We start from the raw sequence: 20,781 nt of genomic DNA on the forward strand, positions 1-20,781 counted from the left end.
ATATCAAGATCTTTCTTTTGACTCAGCAGTACGTAATGCTAAAAGCTTGTGTAATGGTCTGTGGTTTTCACCAAGAAGACCAATTCGTTCAACCAGCAGCTCGAGTAAGATAAGCAGGATGAAAATGACGAATATTCCGCCCCAGAAAGTGGCCATACTAAAGATGAAAGCAGCCAGTCCAAAGACGGCAGCCATTGCATAAATCATCAGAACGGTTGTCCTATGAGAATAACCTAAACGCAGTAAGCAGTGATGCAAATGCGATTTGTCCGGCGCGTGTAATGGTTTCTTCTGCAAGAATCTGCGTACGATTGCAAAGAATGTATCTGAAATAGGTACACCTAAAATCACAATCGGTATAATCAAGGAAATCACAGTGACATTTTTAAATCCTAATAGGGATAGTACGGATATCATGAACCCAAGGAACATCGCACCTGTATCTCCCATGAATATTTTAGCTGGGTAAAAATTGAATTTCAGAAATCCTAATGTACTTCCAGCTAGGATTAAAGCAATCATAGCCACGAATATATCGCCGATTCTAAAGATTGCCATTCCGGCGATGGTTAGTAAAGCTATGGTTGAAACACCTGCTGCCAATCCGTCCAAGCCGTCAATCAGGTTTATGGCATTTGTGATGCCCACAATCCAAATGACAGTGATCGGTATAGCCATAAAACCAAATTCAATCGTTTCCCCAAATGGTGTATTAATATAGTTGAGCTGGATATCACCGACAAGCACTATGATTAAAGCAGCGGCTATTTGCCCTATGAACTTTACTTTTGCATTCAATTCATATATGTCATCGAATATGCCAAGGATCAAGATAACGGCTGCACCCAAAAAGAGGGCTGAAAATGTATCTGATCGAGCTATTTCCGGTGAAAAAATCGGAAGAGTCATAATAAAACTCAGGAATATAGCTAATCCGCCCATGCTTGGCATTACTTTGTTGTGCACTTTTCTATTGTTGGGAGCATCGGTAGCTCCGATTTTATGAGCTAATTTAATAACAAATGGGGTGATGAGTATGGTTAGGCATATGGCAACTATAAAAGCTGCAATTAACAAAATATCCACCCTCTATCTTATAAGTCTGAATAAAAATACCCTTTTTCGAGTATTTTTAAACCCAATTCAAGTAAATAGTATAGTAGATTGAAATAGTTGTATAAATATATCAATCTAAGTATCAATTATATACGGTTTACGTCAAAACCTCTACTAAAATTTGATTTTTCCTTCGTTATTTTACAAAATATGTAACTTTACTGTATCTCTATCTAGTTAAACTCTAAAGAATAATGATAGAAAGAAATAAAAAAATTAACGAAAAGAAAAAGGGAATGTGATCCCCCTTCATTTCATTTAATCAATTTATGTTTAATTACTCTTAATAGAAATAACGGAAGGACCAGCATCCTTTTCCAACGGCTGGGCTGCATGAACAGTCTGTACAGCCATTCAAGATTTAACTTAATCCAAATTTCGGGTGCTCTTTTCAGTTTGCCGGAAAAAACATCGAAACTGCCGCCAATACCAATGAATAGACCCTTATTAAATTTATCGTAATGTTTGGTGATCCAGTTTTCCTGACGTGGAAACCCCATGCCAAGTAGTATGAGATCCGGTTTTAAAGCGCTAATTTCCTCTGCAAATTGATCATCCTCTAGATCGAAAAAGCCATGGTGATACCCAACCAGTTCAACATTTGGATAAGTTTCTTTGACTTTTTTGGCGCAAATTTCAATTACATCTGCTTCAGCTCCAAGCATATATATGCGCAAAGGCCGCTTCGTATTCATTTTGAAAAATTCAAGCATCATATCATAGCCGGTTATTCTCTCTTTTAATGGTGTGTTGAGAATTTTAGAAGCAATAATAATGCCAACACCATCCGGCGTGATATAGTCAGCTTGCATAATGATTTCACGGTAATCAGTATGATTGCGTGCATATTCGACAATCTCCGGATTAGCAGTAACGATAAAAGTCTTCTCCTCTTCATCAATCCGCTTCTTTATCTCTGTGTGAACAAAATCCCCCATCGTTGATGAGTAAAAAGGTATTCCTTCTATATAAACAACATTCTTCTTCATGAGTGTGTCTGCCCTTCTAAAGATAATTCTGTTTTTATTGTACTTTACTAAAGATTAAAAAGAAAATCTTAATATAAATCATCAAAGTTGGTAAGAGATGAGGTTTTGGGTTAACGAGGAAGTAGAATTTAATACGAGTTTCTCAGTAAGCTGGGTATGGGGGAAACTTTTGAAGGCACCCTTTATTTATCATCGTAACCTCTTCATGTACAAATCCTCTCTGGCTAATGAGTAAAAAGGTAGATCCTTTATGAAAACAATTTTTTTTGTACACCAAGTTGTTCTTCTAAAACAACCACGTTTTTAAGGGAGCTTATGGTTATTTAGGTCTATGATAAACATTTATAATCTATTGTTTATCATTTAAGAAATTATAGTACTGAATATATATTCAATGATATATAAAGAATCACTTTAATTATTATATTTAAAAAATATTTTTATTTTTATCTTGTTATTAACAAACACTGATTAAATCAATATTCTTCCTAATTATTCTATAGTTGGATACTATTTTCTGGGTAATTCGTGTATAAAAAAAGTTAAAATCAAATGTAATCGGCCTGATGCGCCTATTATTCGTAAGTGCTGTTAGTTACTTATGAAAAAATATTATACCGGGAGGAAAAGAATGCGAAGGTTTTTAGCAGCATCGCTGATTTTAACAATGGTTTTTAGCTTAGTAGGCCCATATTATGCGGAGGCGACAGGGAATACAGTAGGCAATATCCAAAACGATAGTACAGAGGAGGGTAGTGTTCAAAATTCTGATACACAAAGCAATCAATCGAATAGTACTGATTCAGCAGAAGATATAACAGAAAATACAGATTCTATTGTGTCTAACGAGAAGGAAGAACTATCAACAGAAGACACTTTAGTAAACCAGTCCAATCATTCAAATAGTGAAGAAACAATGACTCCGAATACAGAGGGAATTAGTGAATCTACAGAAGAACAAAATACTGTGGATGAAACTACTGGTGAGCAAGAAGCTATTAAGGATTTACAGCCTGAAGAATTAGAAGAGAATGTTGATAATGAAGCAACTGTTGATAACAAAGTCGAAGCAACATCACCTTCATTAAAACAAACAATAGAAGAATCTTCTGCAAGTATGCTTGGGCATATTAAAAATTCGACTGTTAAAATATATAAAGATTTGAACAATACTTCCTCTTATCACACAGCGGGTTCTTCCTATACGAATGCAGTCTATTATATAAAGAAACAAGCTGTTATCGGCGATAAAACGTATTATTTAATCAGCACAAAGCCAAGTAGTGTGAATGGAGTAATAGGCTGGGTTAAATCGAGTGATTTGGATGCCCGTACTCATGTGGGAGTAGATAAAGAAACGAAAGCCTTTTATATCAAAGGAACTGGCAAAGCATACAGCAAGGCATGGGGTGGATCAAAAGATTTAGTCTATGCTGATTTGTCAGATTACAAGTATCAAGTTTTTGCTGTGAACCTAACAGAAAGAGTAGGAAACAATACTTGGTACAGAGGTACTTTGAAAGGTGAGACTGTTTGGATTCATTCTTCCTATGTAACGACGCCTCTTGAAAGTTCTGCTAGTTTATTAGCTCATATTAAGAATAAAGATGTTAAGATCTTTGAAGATTATATGGACCTTACCAGCTACACCAAAGCCGGAACTTCCTATACGAATGCAGTCTATTATATAAAGAAACAAGCTGTTATCGATGATGAAACGTATTATTTAATTAGCACGAAGCCAAGTAGTGTGGATGGAATAATTGGTTGGGTTGAAACGAGTGATTTAGATGCTCGTACTCATATGGGAGTAGATAAAGAAACGAAAACCTTTTATATCAAAGGAACTGGCAAAGCATATAGCAAAGCATGGGGTGGATCAAAAGATTTAGCCTACGATGATTTGTCAGATTACAAGGATCAAGTATTTAATGTGAACCTAACAGAAAGAATAGGAAACAATACTTGGTACAGAGGTACTTTGAAAGGTCAAACCGTATGGATTCATTCTTCCTATGTAACGGAGCCTCTTGAAAGTTCTACTAGTCTATTGGCCCATATTAGGAATAGTAATGTTAAGATTTTTGAAGATTATACAGACCTTACCACCTACACTAAAGCCGGAACAACCTATACCAATGCTGTGTATTATATAAAGAAGCAAGCTGTTATCAGTGATGAAACGTATTATTTAATTAGCACGAAGCCAAGTAGTGTGGATGGAATAATTGGTTGGGTTGAATCGAGTGATTTAGATGCTCGTACTCATATGGGAGTAGATAAAGAAACGAAAACCTTTTATATCAAAGGAACTGGTAAAGCATATAGCAAGGCTTGGGGTGGATCAAAAGATTTAGTCTATGCTGATTTGTCAGATTACAAGTATCAAGTTTTTGCTGTGAACTTAACAGAAAAAATAGGGAATAATATTTGGTATAGAGGTAGCTTGGGTAGCAAGACCGTATGGATCCATTCTTCCTATGTAACTGAAGATAGGGCGCTAACAACATATACTGATTATAATTTGACCCTTGATAGAATGCTAGAGATTCAAATGGCTGTCACTCCTGTCTCTCCACAAACCGACAAGAGTTATAAGCTTTATCTAAGGGAGGATGCTTTCGGAAGTATATCAGATGGTAAAGGTATAGTTCGTGGTGATAATTGGAATTTAAGAAGAGGACCGGGAACAAACTATTTAGCCGATGGTCAAGTAAATAATGGGTCTGTCCTCACGATTTACAGTAGTGAACCTGGAACAGATGGTTACACATGGTATCATGTGAGAAATACCTCTGGTTGGGTTAATGCTGATGCTGATGATGTCAAATATTATTTAAACCCTTTAAACTTTACTAGTAGTTTAAAAGACTCCATGCAATTCGTGAAACTCTCCGAAAGTGCTAATCTCAATGTAAATGAAGTTAATCAGAAAATATTAGCTGGAAAAGGAGTATTGGCTGGGAAAGCGCAATCGTTTGTTGATGGTGGAAAAGCCAATGGGGTTAATGAAGTTTATCTAATTGCCCACGCTTTACTGGAAACTGGAAATGGAACATCTCAATTAGCGAATGGTGTAGAAGTAGGGCGTGATAGTAAAGGAAACTTAGTACTGGCTAATGATAGTAATAGAAAAAATTTAACAGCAATCAAAAAGACTTATAATATGTACGGAATAAATGCTATTGATAGTAATCCACTAGTAGGTGGGGCGACATATGCCTATGAGAAGGGATGGTTTACTCCAGAGGCTGCTATTAAAGGAGGAGCCGCATTTATAGGTAATGGCTATGTGAATAAAGGTCAGGATACTCTTTATAAAATGCGTTGGAATCCTTTATATGCTGCAACTTATGGAAAAGCATCACATCAATATGCTACGGATATTGCCTGGGCATATAAACAAACATCTAGAATGTATCAGTTATATCAATTATTAGATGAATATACGCTTGTTTTGGATATACCTAGATATAAATAGTATTTTTTTAAAACCCTCTGAAAGTTAGAAACTAACTTTCAGAGGGTTTTTGTCTTATGAAATTGTCAAAATGTATGGTAAGTATGAACAAATGTTTTGCCCATGCTAGACAGTTATAACAATAAACCATTTATTAATACTGAAAATGGACATATATTTTATTTTTGATTTACTATAATTTATTGTTCTGCGATATTCCTCCCTGTTAACCCTCCTTAAAGAAATACTCCATATTTCGCTAAAAACTATTAAAATTTGCAAAAAATTGCCGATTTATATATAGAATACAAATTCAGCGAATTACTAGCATCCATATAGCGAGAAAAAATAAATATTAATCGGAGGGAAATAATTGAGAAGGTTTGCGGCAAAATTATTAATAGTACTGGTGATTTTTAGTTTAGTAGGTCCTTATTATGCTACAGCGGAAGAAAAGGAAAACACGATAGACGGCAATAAAATAGAAATAGAAAATGAAAATGATCAAAAGGATATCAGTCAAAATTCTAATACTCCAACTATCCAGTCAGATATAGAAGTTCAGCAAGGTGAAGAAACAGTTGATAGTAGTCAAGATGAATCTAATGTTGATATCGGAGAAGAAATAACAAATGAGGATGCTACAATAGATCGTTCAAATGATTCTATTACAGAAGGAATAAGTGAACCTGAAGAAAATGAAAAAAATCAAGTGAATGAATCTAATAATGAAGATAGTGATCAATCCTCTTTAGAATCGAAGCAAGAATCAACAAAAAAGAAAGTTGATGTACAAAGAAAAGCTGATATAAACCTAATAAGGGAAATACAAATCGTTCAATCAGCGATAAGTAAGTTAGGTCATATTAGGAGCTCGACTGCTGAAATATATAAAGATATAAATAATACTTCCTCCTTTTTCACGGCAGGTTCTGCCTATACAAATTCTGTATATTATATAAAAAAACAAGCTGTCATCGGCAATCAAACTTACTATTTAATTAGTAAAAAACCGAGCAGTGTAGATGGTACAGTCGGTTGGGTAAAAGCAGGTGATTTAACGACATATAATCACACAGGAGTAGATAAAGTTTCGAAGACATTTTTTATAAAAGGGACGGGCAGTGCCTTTAATAAGGCATGGGGCGGATCAAAGGATCTTATTTATACGAGTCTATCAAATTATAAGAATCAAACTTTTGAAGTGATGTTAACGGAAAAAGTAGGAAGTAACATTTGGTATAGGGGTGTGTTGGCAGGGAAAACAGTTTGGATCCATTCTTCCTATCTAACAAATAGTTCAGAAATCTCGATTAGCAAATTAGGTCAAATAAAAAATCAGGATGTAAAAGTTTATAAAAATTATAAAGATACTTCTACCTCTTTTTTTGCGGGAACTAACTATACAAACTTAGTCTATTATATTAAGAAGCAAGCTGTATATGCGGGAAAGACATATTACTTAATCAGCAATAAACCTAGCAGTATAAATGGTGTGGTTGGCTGGGTTGACTCTAGTAATTTAAAAACATATTCTCATGCAGGAGTAGATAAAGAATCTAAAAGATTTTATATAAAAGGATCTGGCAGTGCTTATAGCAAGGTTTGGGGTGGATCAAAAGATCTAGTCTACGCTAGTTTATCAGACTACGAAGATCAAATTTTTAATGTTAATTTAACAGAAAAAGTAGGAAATAATGTTTGGTATAGAGGAACGTTGGCCGGAAAGACAGTTTGGATTCATGCTAGCTACCTCTTTGCTAAGGAAGAGAGTGCTACAAGTCGTTTAGGTCAAATAGCAAACGCAAGTGTAAAGATATATCGAGATCTTGAAGATGAAAAAAGTGCCTTTTTAGCAGGGCAAACATATAGTAACAAAGTGTTTTATATTAAAAAGCAGGCGAGAATTAATAATAATATCTTCTATTTATTAAGTACACAACCAAGCTCCGTGAATGGAGTGATAGGGTGGGTCTCATCTGATGATATAAATTCGTACGCTCATAGTGGTGTTGATAAGGAGCCTAAAACTTTCTATATCAAAGGAACCGGCAAAGCTTACAGTAAAGTCTGGGGCGGGTCAAATGATTTGGTATATTCTAGCCTAACAAACTATAAGGACCAAATTTTCAAGGTGAACTTAACTGAAAAAGTGGGAAACAATATTTGGTATCGAGGGACATTGGCTAATAAAACGGTTTGGATTCACTCGAGCTACCTTGCAGAAAAAGTAGAAAGCAATACAAGTCGTTTAGGCCAAATACGAAATTCAGAAGTTAGGATATATAAGGTTATTGGAGAAACTTCTTCTGCTTTTGCAGCTGGAACACAATATATGAACTCCGTCTACTATATTAAAAAGCAGGCTACGGTTAATGATCAAACTTATTATTTGATTAGTACTCAATCAAGCAGTGTGAATGGTGTAGTAGGATGGGTACACATATCAGATTTAACATCTTATACCCATGTCGGAGTAGACAAAGAGACTAAAACGTATTATATAAAGGGTACTGGTAAGGCTTATAGCAAGGTATGGGGCGGTAGCAAAGATATGGTTTATTCAACATTATCAGGCTATAAGAATAACAAATTTACTGTGAACTTGACTGAAAAGGTAGGAAATAATACGTGGTACCGTGGTATCTTGGGAAGCAAGACAGTTTGGATTCATGAAGCCTATCTTCATCAAGGAAGTGTAGTTTCAAACTCATATACGGACTATAATTTAACCCTCAATACTATGTTGGAATTACAAATGTCCGTATCTCCTCAAACTGATAAGAGCTATAAGCTTTGGTTAAGGGATGATGCGTTTGCATCTGTAGCAAATGGAAAAGGAACGGTCAAAGGAGAAAATTGGAATCTGAGAAGGGGGCCAGGAACAAATTATTTAGCTGATGGTCAGGTAAGTAATGGTACCGTCTTGTCAATTTATAATAGCGCAAAGGGATCAGACGGGCATACATGGTATCATGTAAAAGACACCTCTGGTTGGGTTATAGCTAATCCAGAAGATGTAAAATACTATTTAACACCTATCAACTTTACAGGAACGCTAAAAGACTCTATGCAATTCTTGCGTCTCTCCGAAAGTGCTAATCTGAATGTAAGTGAGGTTAATCAGAAAATATTAGCTGGTAAGGGAATATTGGCTGGGACAGCACAGGCTTTTATTGATGGTGGAAAGGCCAATGGGGTTAATGAAGTTTACCTAATCGCTCACGCTTTACTTGAAACTGGAAATGGGGCGTCACAATTAGCAAATGGCGTAGAAGTAGGTATCGATAAAGATGGAAAATTAGTCTTGGCTAATGATCGCAACAGAGAAGATTTAACAGCTATTAAAAAGACTTATAATATGTATGGAATCAGTGCTTTTGACAATAGTGCATTATTAGATGGAGCAACATATGCCTATGAGAAGGGGTGGTTTACTCCAGAAGATGCAATAAAAGGAGGAGCTGCATTTATAGGGGATGGTTATGTGAATAATGGTCAGGATACACTTTATAAAATGCGTTGGAATCCGTTATTTGCTACTACTTTCGGATTCGCTTCACATCAATATGCCACTGATATTGGCTGGGCATATAAACAAACCTCTAAAATGTATGAGTTTTATCAATTATTAGATGAGTATACGATTGTTTTAGATATACCTAGATATAAATAGAGTAACAAGGGTCTAATAATTGAAGCTTATCTCAAGTAAAGTATTATAAGGTTAAGTTCTATAGAAGATGATTCCTGATAATAGGGATCATCTTTTTTTGGTTTAAATATAACCGATGATAATGGCAGAGAAATAATCATATTAATAAAGTAATTCCTATTTCGTGATATAAAAAGTACCTTGCGGAGATTGATAAGTCTACTCTGCAAGGTACTTTTTAATGACAATTTTATTAATTATTTTGCTTTAATTTATTAAATAGCTCTATCCACTGCTTTTTTACCATTTCATTTGAATAGTGCTCTTCTACTTTTCTTCTTCCCATTACACCCATATTTTCGACTTTTTTAGGGTCATCGAGCAATCGGATAATTGCTTTTGCAAATTTATTTTTGTCCCCTTCTCGAATTAAATAACCATTATGCTCGTGTTCGATAATATCGCTAGGGCCATATTTCACATCGTAGCTTATAAACGGTGTTTTGTTTAGTAAAGCCTCGATAATTACGATTCCGAATGCTTCATATTTTGAAGTCAAAATGACAGCTTGTGATTTAGCCATTTCTTCATGTACGTTATTACAATAACCTTTTAAGAATATATTATTTTCCATCTTTAATTCTCTAATCATCTCTGCATATTTATCATGGCCATTGCCGCTACCCCAAATATTTAATATAGCTTTTGGTTGCTTTTTAACTACCTTGCTGAAAATGGTGATTGCATCTGGTATTCCTTTTGTATCAATAAGTCTTGAAAATAAGGATATGAGATATGGCTGTTTTTCAATGTTTTTTGTATCTACAGAATTTATTGCAATAGAATTTGGAATGACATCTAAATTACCTGGATCACCAAACTGTTTGACAATATCATTTTTTTGTTTTTCGGTAAGGATGACAATAGATTCAGCTGTATCATAATGATTAAATAACGCCTTATGATCAGCTCTAATTGGACTTCCGACAGTTCTTGGTTCATCTAAGTGATTTGTGTGAATAGGGATTATTTTATGTACAAACTTATCGTTGACTTCAAATAGTTTGGATGCAGTTCCTATACCATCACATATAACGAAAGGTTTCGTATCATGCTCCTTAAAGAAGTTATTTAACCAGTATATGTGTAGTTCCCTTAAGTTTTTGAATTTTAAAGATTTTTTGGTATACCGATCAAAGAGAAATACATTTTGAATGTTTTCATTTTCATGGTTATACCAAATGGATAAATAACAAAAACCGTCAGGTGTATAAAATAATTCTTGATTCTTTTTATTAGAGTTTAAGTTAAAATGAGTATCCATATGATGGAATCCATTTTGGCTGAATTCAGACCGCATTGTTCTGCATCTGTTTCCATTAAAATAGTCAACAAATAATAAATTTCCTTTAGAATCCCATTTCTTGTATTTTGTATAAGTTCCATTTAAAAAGTATCGAGCATATTTTTTCTTTTCATATTCATCATCTTGAATGAATAGGGCATCTTCTTTTAAAACGTTTTCTTTATCATATATGGTTCTGTTGATGTCTTCACTGTTTGAGTAGTGCTTTATTAATTCATCGTACATGTTTATAATTGATACATTTTGGTCTAATCGCCCTATTTTTCTCAGTTCACTTTCAATATCTGAATAATTCAGTGTGTAATCCAGGGTTAGGATATCTGCCTTCCAAGCATCATCGTTTAGCATGTTTGCTCTGTTCATTAGTGCCTGAGTAGCACCACCTCGATTAAGCTTTATGTCATTAATTAACATGTATACATGATCTTTCATATAAAATATTCTCCTTATCATATATGTTCAAAGATATAATATTTTTATCCGTTATTATTAGATTTTAACATAGTAGTTATATAATAAATAATGAAATAAATTTTAAAACCTAAACATTCCATCACTATTTGATAATAGTAAAAGTAGCCACGATAGAGGAACGCTTGAAATGATGTATAAAAAAGTGTATAGTTTACATGAATTTTTATAATGCAATCAACTGATGAATTTAATCTTTTTTATCATATTTTGAATAAAAAAAGAAATGAGGTAAGTTAATGATTTATGCAGAAATATTAGCAGGTGGAAAAGGCACTCGTATGGGCAATACGAATATGCCTAAACAGTATTTACCTTTAAACAATAAACCAATCATCATTCATACAATCGAAAAATTTATGCTGAATGATCGCTTTGATAAAATTTTAGTTGTTACACCTAAAGAATGGATTAATCATACGAAAGATATCATTCGAAAATTCATTGGACAAAATGATCACATTGTAGTGGTAGAAGGCGGTAAAGACCGTAATGAATCCATTATGAGTGGGATCCGTTATATAGAGAAGACTTTTGGGGTTAATGATGATGATGTCATCATTACTCATGATTCCGTACGTCCGTTTTTGACACATCGTATTATTGAAGAAAATATTGATGCCAGTCTTAAATATGGTGCGGTTGATACAGTAATTGAAGCAATAGATACCATTATTCAATCTGAGGATGGAGAGACGATCTCAGATATTCCTGTGCGTGATACCATGTTCCAGGGACAAACGCCACAAAGCTTTAATATCAAAATGCTGACGGAACACTATAACTCTTTGACAGATGAACAAAAGCGTATATTAACAGACGCTTGTAAAATCTGTGCATTAAAAGGCGAAAAAGTTAAAATCGTTAAAGGAGAAGTATTTAATATTAAGGTTACTACTCCTTATGATTTGAAAGTTGCTAATGCTATTATACAGGGGCGGATAAACAATGATTAATCAAGTATACAGGCTTGTCTCGCCAAGACAATTTGAAGTTTCGTATAATGATCGATCACTAAAATATGATAAGGATTTTGTAGTCATACGGCCAACTCACCTATCGATTTGTGCCGCTGATCAGCGATATTACACAGGCTCTAGAGGGAAGGAAGCTATGGCGAAGAAATTGCCAATGGCCTTAATTCATGAAGCAGTAGGAAAAGTAGTCTATGATCCAAAAGGCGAGTTTAAAAATGGAACAATGGTCGTTATGGTGCCTAATACACCGGTTGAAACTGATGAGGTAATTGGTGAGAACTACTTACGTTCCAGCAAATTCCGTTCAAGTGGCTATGATGGATTTATGCAGGATTATGTCTTTATGGGACGTGACCGTGTAGTTGAATTACCGGAAGGAATTGACCCACATGTCGTCGCATTTACAGAGTTGATGACGATTGCAATGCATGTTATATCCAGATTTGAGAGTCGGTCTCATAACCGCCGCAATGTATTTGGCGTATGGGGAGATGGAAACCTTGGGTTCATTACGACTCTATTCCTGAAAAGAATGTATAAAGACTGCAAAGTAATTATCTTCGGTAAAACAGGCTATAAATTGGACAACTTCTCCTTTGTAGATGAAGTTTATACAATTGATGAAATTCCGGAAGATTTGAGAATCGACCATGCATTTGAATGTGTTGGCGGGAAAGGAAGCCAATATGCGATTGATCAGATGATCGATCACCTTCACCCGGAAGGTTCTATCTCTTTAATGGGAGTTTCCGAGTTCCCTGTTGAAGTGAATACCAGAATGGTACTAGAAAAAGGGATCACATTAATAGGAAGCAGTCGCAGTGGACGTGAAGATTTCGTGAAAACCGTTAATTTCCTTAAAGAACATCCGGATGTTGTGGAGTATTTAGGAACTTTAGTTGGTGAGGTACAAGAGGTTAAAACGATTGGGGATATTTTATCTGCATTTGAAAAAGATTTAACATCCTCATGGGGTAAGACAATCATGGAGTGGAAAATATAGGATTTTCTTTAATGAGAGGCAGGAAGGCGAATAAATGAAACACCTACGTATATTACCTACATTATTCACTAAGTATCTTATTCAGTTCGCTTATTTCCTGACCTCTCTTTTTACAAAAGTTAATCCTAATAAAATAACCATCGCTACTTATCGGGCTTCAAGTTTGGAAGGTAACTTAGCCTTTATTAAAGAAGAAATTGACCATCATTATCCCACTATCAAATGTTTCGTCCTCGCAAAGAAGTTTGATAGCTCTCTATTTGGTAAAATTGAATATGCCATTCATTTAATAAGAGCCAGTTTTCATATGGCTACCTCCCGATTTTTTATCATTGATGATTTTTACTTTCCTGTGTATGTAGTTCGTCCAAGGACAGGAACGGAGATTGTACAAGTTTGGCATGCAGCCGGAGCTTTTAAGAAATTTGGTTTAAGTACGTTGGATAAATCTTTTGGTCCTAGTAGTGATTATTTAAAGCATGTTAAAATTCATGCCAATTATTCCAGGACGTATGTAAGCTCTAAAGAAGTTATTCCACACTATGCTGAAGCTTTTGGCATGGATGAAAGCCGTATTTATCCTCTTGGTGTACCAAGAACGGATTATTTTTTTGATGTAAAAAAGAGTGATCTTGTAAAAGAAAAGTTATATCGCGCGTATCCTGACTTAATAGGTCGAAAGCTGATTTTGTATGCTCCTACATTTAGAGGGAAAAGTCATTACCAGGATACATTCAACATCCCTATGAATATGAAGTTAATGAAAGATCATCTGAGTAATGAATATGCTCTGTTGGTTCATTTACATCCTTATATGACTAAGGGAGTAAAATTAAATGAAGATTTAAATGGGTTTGTCTATCATATTCATAAAGATTTTTCTATTGAAGAATTATTACTGTTATCAGATATACTAATAACAGATTATTCCTCTATCATTTTTGATTACAGTATACTTAATAGGCCAATTGCATTCTTTGTTCATGACTTAGAATCTTATCTAGAGGAAAGAGATTTTTATTATTCTTTTGAGACGTTTGTCCCTGGCCCAATCTTTAAGGAAAGCGAAGCGCTGGTAAAGTGGATAGATGATGAATCAAAAGATTTAGAAAAAATCGAACGCTTTCGACATCGCTTTTTTGATCAATTAGATGGAAAATCATCCGAAAGAATTGTAAAAGACCTTTTAGGATAAAAATAAAAAGGGGTTTATACCTCTTTTTTTTATATATTATATTCGAAAAATGTTTTTCTTTAGTATGTTTTTTTATACAATTAAATTAGAGTATTCTGATATAGATAGGAGAAACAACAATGTTTTCAAGAATGAGAAGAAAGCTCTCCAGAAATAACCGACCGTCTACACCTGTAGTGCAAAATGCTGAAGTAGTTCCAGACGTATATCTGGAAGAAGATCCTCTGGTTATAAATGATAATGAATTAATCGTAAAGCGGGATAAGTTAGAGGAATCCTTACCGATTATTGAAAGATTGGCTAATCTAGAAGAAAAGCTTATTCCGAGAAGAAAAGTAACATCTTTGGAATGGAATGGCCCTATCATGGAAGTTGGTGGATACTTCTATTTAGAAGGAATCCCTATGTTAGATGAAGATCTCGTTAAAAAGAGACTATTATTAGTTAATACAAAGGCAAATAACAGCATCATTATTCCTTTAACAGATGTGGCGATAACAGAAGTTAACCCAGTTCAAGACATAGATAATCAATATTACTGGTCTGGTTTTCATGGGAAGGTCAACTTTGCTACTATATCTGATAAGAATATGCCTCTTTGCCAAGGGGAATATCGTGTTTATTTAGAAGTAGAGGTCCATATACTTGGAGATCGTAAGTATAGTAAAAGTTTTCCACTGGGGAACATCAATGAATTTTTGGACAACGGGTTCCATTCTACTAAGATGGAATACTTTACGGCGAAAAGAGAAATGGCCTTTAATTTGCTGGTAACTTATGACTTACCTAAGAAAACACTAAAAATCACTTCGACTAAATTAAAAGATATGGATCCAGCTGAAATGGCATTGGATGCTGAAGAAAAAGAAAGAGGCTTTGTTTATAAAGCCTTATCAAAAACTTTATTTAATATGGCATATCGCTTTTATTGTTTATATCCATTAAAAGAAAATAAAATCGTGTTTGCTTCAGATAGCCGTGATGACTTAAGTGGAAACTTCCAATTTGTCTATGATGAGTTACTGAGGAGAAATGAAGATTTTGAGTTTAAATTTATGCTAAAAAGAGCGGTAGATGAAAAGAAAACATATAGAGAATTAATCGACCTTGCCAAACAGTTGGCTACCTCTAAATATATTTTACTTGATGATTTCTACCCACTGATTTATCCATTGAAAATTCGTGAAGGCGCTGAATTAATACAATTATGGCATGCTGTAGGAGCTTTTAAAACATTTGGTTTCAGCCGACTTGGCCGTCCAGGTGGTCCTTCGCCAAAATCGATAAATCATCGGAATTATACTAAAGCGATTGTAAGTTCTGAAAATGTCGCAAAGCATTATGCTGAAGGTTTTGGAATAGAGAAGGAAAATGTTATTCCAACTGGTATTCCGAGAACAGATGTATTTTTTGATGCTGAATATCAGCAAGAAGTTAGAAATAGATTATATGAGGAATATCCATTCCTAAAAAATAAAAAAGTTATTATGTTTGCTCCAACCTTTAGAGGTAATGGCCAACAATCAGCCCATTATCCAATGGAAGTCCTTGATTTAAAGAGACTTTATGAAAATTTAAGTGATGAATATGTATTTTTATTTAAAATTCATCCATTTGTTAAAAATGATATTAGTATTCCATATCAATATAGCGATTTTTATTATGATTTTTCTTCATATAGAGAAATCAATGATTTATTATTTATCACGGATATCTTGATTACGGATTATTCTTCCGTTTGTTTTGAATTTGCATTATTAAATAAACCAATGCTCTTCTTTGCCTATGATGTAGAGGAATATGTAAGAACGAGGGATTTCTATTATGAATTCCACTCCTTTATACCTGGTCCGCTTGTCAGAACAGCTGAGGAAATTGTTGACACTATTGAAAAAGGTAATTACAAAATGGAGAAAATACCTCCTTTCGTTAACTATTTCTTTGGAGATTTAGATGGTAAATCGAGTGCTAGGGTAGTTGATCAATTGATTCTTAATGAGAATTTGGAAGAAGAAGTAGAGTAAATAGTAATAGGAGAGATAGCCCCGATTTTAGATCGGGGTTATTTTTTTCACAAGAATTTAATATGTGCATAAAGGCTTCATCCTCATATGTTGAGTCATTAAAAGAGAACTTGTTGGGTGGCCTCAGGACTGGGTGTTCCGTGCAAATGGTATGAAGGTGCCGCCATATGAATTGATGTAGCTTTGATAGCCAATAAAATAGGCGTCGATTATAATGATCAGAGTACGCTAATAATGAATAACAGGTCCATTTAGCGTAACGGATTGAAAAGGTATGAGTTAGACGGTTATACATTGAAAGAATAGAATAGATAATTAAATCCTACTTAGAAAGGTACAATGATATGAACCATAGTATTAAGGTAAGTGTTATTACACCCGTTTATAATGTAGAAGAATATATTGAAGAAACATTGGACTCGTTAGTAAAACAAACATTGACTCCGATAGAGATCATTATGGTAGACGATGGTTCAAGTGACAATAGCTCAGAAATAATTAAAAAGTATCAGGAAAATCATACAAATCTTATCTACATCAAGCAGCAAAATTCTGGTCCAGGTGTTGCGAGAAATAATGGGTTAGCAATCGCTAAGGGTGAATTTATCAGTTTTGTAGACTCGGACGATATCCTACCAACAGATGCATTGGAAAATTTATATAAGGCTGCTGTTGAAAAAAAGGCTAAATTAGTGATAGGGGCTTCCAAAAGTTTTAATAAACAAGAAACCTGGTTCATTGCCAGCCATTATAATCATGGAGTATATATTGAAGGGAATAAAAATCTCGTCTCTAATCAGGAATTATTATATTCTTTAGGACCCTGCAACAAGCTTTATCGCCGGGACATTGTTCAGGATATTTCATTTCCAGCAGGAATAAAAGTGACAGAAGATCAGCCGTTTGTTATTGAAGCATACCTGCGAGCTGGTGAGGATATTTATACAATCGATAAAGTAATTTACAATTACCGTTCAAGAGAAGATGAAACCAATTTATCTTTATCACAGACAGTACGTGTTAATTCGGTTAGTGTCCTAAAAGATATCATGATGAGTATGTCTATTTCTGATCCTTTATGGGATCGATATATTGAGAATGAAGTGGCACGTTTTCACGTTAAGAAATATTATTATAATCGATTGGTTACCGCTGATATATGGCCGGCTATACGGAATGCAGTGGATAGTAAAAACAACGAGATCTTAGTTCAAACCTTTGAGATTTTTAATGAGTGGCTAAAGGGTCTGGATAAACATTTGTTTAATGAAATTCCATCGCTTCATACGATTATATTTAAAAACTTGGTGAATCGCTTTGATTTAATGGGATCATCTGCAAGAAAAAGTTATCAGGAATGTTTGGTTATTGCAATAAAGAAAATTTCACTCAAAACGGAATCTAGTTTATTAGAAGCTCCTGCTTTTAAACAAACATTCAAGGCGGCAAAAAAGACTGGAGAGAAGAATAGCTTACTCCCTATCCAAAAGTATGTGTACACAAGAAAATACAAAAGGTTTAGAACAAGAGTGAGAACAGCAGCGGTAAGACGCATCGTTTTTCCGTTATGTGGATTTTTACCATTACAAAATAAAATTACTTTTACTTCTAATAAAATGAATGGATTGCAAGATTCTTTTGAGTATATCTACAATGAAATCGCAGAATCTAGACCTGGCTATAAAGTAGTAGGGCATTTTAAAAAGAAAAGGTCCTTTAAGGATTTTGCGAAATTATATTATGACATAGCGACATCCAAATATGTCATTCTAGACGATTATTATCGTCCCTTATATAAATTGAAGGTTAGAAAAAGAACGGAAGTAATTCAAACCTGGCATGCTGCCGGTGCGTTTAAGAAATTTGGCCATAGTGCAGTCGGTTATCGAGAGAGTAACACGAAAGAATTCGAAAATCAGGCACATGGATCTTATACGAAAGTGGCCGTTACAAGCAAGGAAATTATCCCTCATTATGCGGAAGCCTTTAACATATCTGAAGAGAATGTCTTTCCAATCGGACTTCCGAGAACAGATGCGTTCTTTGATAAAGAAGGAATTGAATATGTTAAACAAAAATATGCAGCGGTTTATCCAGCTTTACGTAATAAGAAAATCATTACCTATGCTCCAACCTTTAGAGGAGGACCAGGAAAGCGTGCCAGCTTCAATATACAGCTGGATTTGAAGAAAATGGCGGAAGAGCTTTCTGATGAGTATGTATTGGTATTAAAGCTTCATCCTTCTGTCACTAAAGGGATTAATATTCCGCAAGAAGCCGAGGATTTTGTCTTAAATTTAAGCAAGAATGATATTAATAATGTTCTTTTTATTACAGATATATTGATTAGTGATTATTCATCAGTCATTTTTGAATATGCACTGCTTGAAAGACCAATGATTTTCTTTGCGTACGATTTGGAGGATTATTTGGAAGATAGAAGCTTCTATTATGACTATAAAGACTTTATTCCAGGACCTCTTGCAGAGAAAACAGACCAAGTGATCTCTTTGATTCAAGAAAATAACTTTGATATCGAAAAGGTTAAAGCTTTTAAAGAACGGTTTTTTGATGACTTTGATGGACACGCGACTAAACGCTTTGTTGACACATTCATAAAGCCGATTAAGAAATCATGATCAATTAGATCATGATTTCCTTTTTTTGTGAGATGAATTCGAACCAAAGACATGTTATAACCAAATATACCATCAGGCACCATTAACTTTATTGTTACAAATAGTACGTGGATACGTTATAATTTAGAGAGTATTCGACACAGGTTTGAAAGTTCGATGCAAGAGATATATAATTAACAATAGGTTTTTTTATATTGTTATAAGTTGCTCCGTTTTTTGGTCAGTTACCAGTTTGCTAACGAACTAGGTAAGGAGATGTAGAAATGAAAAAGATTATTACGTACGGCACCTTTGACTTATTGCATGTCGGTCATATCAATATTTTACGAAGAGCCAAAGAAATGGGCGATTATTTAGTAGTTGGCTTATCCACCGATGAATTCAATAAAGAGAAAAATAAAAAGGCTTATCATAGCTATGAAAATAGAAAACTGATTCTGGAATCCATAGAATTTGTGGATGAAGTGATTCCAGAAGAAAACTGGGAACAAAAGGTTAAAGATATTAAGGAACATGATATAGATATCTTTGTTATGGGCGATGATTGGGATGGGCATTTTGACTTTCTCAAAGAGCATTGCCAGGTCGTCTATTTACCGAGAACAATCGGTATTTCCACATCTCAAATTAAAAAAGACTTATTCAAGGTGAAAAATGGGTAAAGAACTAGTTATTCAGATGTATTTGTTGATTGTTAAAATAATCTTTAATATTTTTAATCTATTTCCTATCAAAAACAAAGTGACCTTTGTGGTCTCTTTTGGTGATAATACTCAGTATGTTTATGAGGAAATGCGTCGAAAGCATATCTCTTTTGACGTAGTTTTTTTATGTAAGGGTTCAAGTTATAAACGTTTTCAGCAATATGAGGATACGAGGATTGCTTTAATCGAAACTAAAAACCCGATCGATTTTGTCCAATCTATTTATCATTTAGCCACATCACGTTATATATTGGTTGATAATTATTATGGTTTTTTGGCATCCACGGAATTTAGACCAGAAGTGGAATGTATTCAATTATGGCATGCCTCAGGAGCTATCAAGAAATTTGGGTTGGAGGATGCCTCTGTTCAAAATAGAACTGATCAAGCAGTAAAACGGTTTATGGATGTCTATAAACGTTTTAACAAAGTAGTTGTCGGTTCTGACATTATGGGCACTTACTTCATGAATGCTTTTAATTTAAAGGGAGAAAATATCCTTAGAACTGGTATCCCCCGAACTGACTTTTTTTATGACCAAATTGAGAAAGAAAATGTATTTAATCGATTGACCAAGGAAAATAAATTACTTTGGGATAAAAAAGTGATTTTATATGCGCCAACTTATCGTGATAATGAATTAAATCAATTTCAGTTAGAATTAGATCTGAAAAAGTTATATGCAGAATTATATGACGAGTATGTCGTTATGTTACGCTTACATCCAGCTATTAAGGATATTCCGGATTATACGAAAATCTATCCTGATTTTATCCTGAATTATTCTTCGCCAGAGTTCGATATTAATGAATTGCTGGTGGTTGCTGACATTTTAATAACCGATTACTCATCGATTTCATACGAATTTTCTTTATTGAAGAAACCGATGATTTTCTTTGCGTATGATTTGGACGAGTATACAAGAGACAGAGGATTATGGGATCAATACGAAAATATGGTCCCAGGACCAGTAGTAAACAATACAGAGGCACTTATTGACCTCATTAAAGAGAACAGCTTTAATATGGACATGATAGAAGAGTATGCGAATAAATGGAATAAGTATTCAAAGGGTCATTCCAGTGAAAACTTAATTTCTTATTTGTTTGATGAAAAAACAATACTATCCAAACAGAGAGCGCTGTAAGAGTCTCTTTGCAATACATGTATCTGTTTTAAATT

At 34.3% G+C, this 20,781-nt stretch carries 12 protein-coding genes; 9 read left to right on the plus strand and 3 right to left on the minus strand.

Features of this window, described 5'->3' with window-relative positions; genetic code table 11:
* Nucleotides 1–3: 3 nt before the first annotated feature.
* Both AC58NB_RS01210 and AC58NB_RS01215 read right to left on the minus strand, forming a co-directional pair.
* Nucleotides 4–1,077, minus strand: a complete 1,074-nt coding sequence (locus AC58NB_RS01210) for an MraY family glycosyltransferase (protein WP_497424982.1) — start codon at nt 1,075–1,077, stop codon at nt 4–6.
* A 293-nt stretch (nt 1,078–1,370) separates the two neighbouring features.
* The gene (locus tag AC58NB_RS01215) at nt 1,371–2,105 is read right to left on the minus strand and encodes a WecB/TagA/CpsF family glycosyltransferase (protein WP_497424983.1); all 735 of its coding nucleotides are present in this window, start codon (nt 2,103–2,105) and stop codon (nt 1,371–1,373) included.
* Between the two features lie 631 nt (nt 2,106–2,736).
* On the opposite strand from AC58NB_RS01215, the gene AC58NB_RS01220 reads away from it, so the two are divergent.
* Both AC58NB_RS01220 and AC58NB_RS01225 read left to right on the plus strand, forming a co-directional pair.
* Nucleotides 2,737–5,586, plus strand: a complete 2,850-nt coding sequence (locus tag AC58NB_RS01220) for an N-acetylglucosaminidase (RefSeq protein WP_497424984.1) — start codon at nt 2,737–2,739, stop codon at nt 5,584–5,586.
* Between the two features lie 352 nt (nt 5,587–5,938).
* Nucleotides 5,939–9,241, plus strand: coding sequence for an N-acetylglucosaminidase (locus AC58NB_RS01225; RefSeq protein ID WP_497424985.1), 3,303 nt, complete (start codon nt 5,939–5,941; stop codon nt 9,239–9,241).
* A 232-nt stretch (nt 9,242–9,473) separates the two neighbouring features.
* On the opposite strand, the gene AC58NB_RS01230 is transcribed toward AC58NB_RS01225, so the two are convergent.
* Complete coding sequence (locus AC58NB_RS01230; RefSeq protein ID WP_497424986.1) at nt 9,474–11,018, minus strand: glycosyltransferase; 1,545 nt, start codon at nt 11,016–11,018, stop codon at nt 9,474–9,476.
* Nucleotides 11,019–11,296: 278 nt separating this feature from the next.
* Between AC58NB_RS01230 and AC58NB_RS01235 the strand changes: the two genes are divergently transcribed.
* The 7 genes from AC58NB_RS01235 (at nt 11,297) to AC58NB_RS01265 (ending at nt 20,746) form a co-directional block, all read left to right on the plus strand.
* A complete protein-coding gene (locus AC58NB_RS01235; protein WP_497424987.1) occupies nt 11,297–12,013 on the plus strand; it encodes an IspD/TarI family cytidylyltransferase in 717 nt (238 codons plus the stop codon).
* Nucleotides 12,006–13,037 (plus strand): ribitol-5-phosphate dehydrogenase, encoded by a 1,032-nt coding sequence (locus tag AC58NB_RS01240; RefSeq protein WP_497424988.1) that lies wholly within the window; start codon nt 12,006–12,008, stop codon nt 13,035–13,037. Before AC58NB_RS01235 ends, AC58NB_RS01240 begins: the two co-directional genes overlap by 8 nt.
* Nucleotides 13,038–13,071: 34 nt before the next feature.
* On the plus strand, nt 13,072–14,232 hold the full coding sequence (locus tag AC58NB_RS01245; protein WP_497424989.1) for a CDP-glycerol glycerophosphotransferase family protein: 1,161 nt from the start codon (nt 13,072–13,074) through the stop codon (nt 14,230–14,232).
* Between the two features lie 119 nt (nt 14,233–14,351).
* A complete protein-coding gene (locus AC58NB_RS01250; RefSeq protein WP_497424990.1) occupies nt 14,352–16,256 on the plus strand; it encodes a CDP-glycerol glycerophosphotransferase family protein in 1,905 nt (634 codons plus the stop codon).
* A 344-nt stretch (nt 16,257–16,600) separates the two neighbouring features.
* Nucleotides 16,601–18,895, plus strand: a complete 2,295-nt coding sequence (locus AC58NB_RS01255) for a bifunctional glycosyltransferase/CDP-glycerol:glycerophosphate glycerophosphotransferase (RefSeq protein WP_497424991.1) — start codon at nt 16,601–16,603, stop codon at nt 18,893–18,895.
* A 263-nt stretch (nt 18,896–19,158) separates the two neighbouring features.
* Complete coding sequence (gene tagD, locus AC58NB_RS01260) at nt 19,159–19,557, plus strand: glycerol-3-phosphate cytidylyltransferase (protein WP_497424992.1); 399 nt, start codon at nt 19,159–19,161, stop codon at nt 19,555–19,557.
* Nucleotides 19,550–20,746 carry a CDP-glycerol glycerophosphotransferase family protein gene (locus AC58NB_RS01265; RefSeq protein WP_497424993.1) on the plus strand — a complete coding sequence of 399 codons (1,197 nt, stop codon included), beginning with the start codon at nt 19,550–19,552 and terminating at the stop codon, nt 20,744–20,746. Before tagD ends, AC58NB_RS01265 begins: the two co-directional genes overlap by 8 nt.
* Nucleotides 20,747–20,781 lie beyond the last annotated feature (35 nt).

It is taken from the genome of Pradoshia sp. TA40_28, assembly GCF_059694525.1.

Coding starts and splice junctions, on each gene's coding strand:
- AC58NB_RS01240 (WP_497424988.1), top strand. CDS start 12,006: ATGATTAATCAAGTATACAGGCTTGTCTCGCCAAGACAATTTGAAGTT.
- AC58NB_RS01220 (WP_497424984.1), top strand. CDS start 2,737: ATGCGAAGGTTTTTAGCAGCATCGCTGATTTTAACAATGGTTTTTAGC.
- tagD (WP_497424992.1), top strand. CDS start 19,159: ATGAAAAAGATTATTACGTACGGCACCTTTGACTTATTGCATGTCGGT.
- AC58NB_RS01245 (WP_497424989.1), top strand. CDS start 13,072: ATGAAACACCTACGTATATTACCTACATTATTCACTAAGTATCTTATT.
- AC58NB_RS01215 (WP_497424983.1), bottom strand. CDS start 2,105: ATGAAGAAGAATGTTGTTTATATAGAAGGAATACCTTTTTACTCATCA.
- AC58NB_RS01230 (WP_497424986.1), bottom strand. CDS start 11,018: ATGAAAGATCATGTATACATGTTAATTAATGACATAAAGCTTAATCGA.
- AC58NB_RS01255 (WP_497424991.1), top strand. CDS start 16,601: ATGAACCATAGTATTAAGGTAAGTGTTATTACACCCGTTTATAATGTA.
- AC58NB_RS01235 (WP_497424987.1), top strand. CDS start 11,297: ATGATTTATGCAGAAATATTAGCAGGTGGAAAAGGCACTCGTATGGGC.
- AC58NB_RS01265 (WP_497424993.1), top strand. CDS start 19,550: ATGGGTAAAGAACTAGTTATTCAGATGTATTTGTTGATTGTTAAAATA.
- AC58NB_RS01250 (WP_497424990.1), top strand. CDS start 14,352: ATGTTTTCAAGAATGAGAAGAAAGCTCTCCAGAAATAACCGACCGTCT.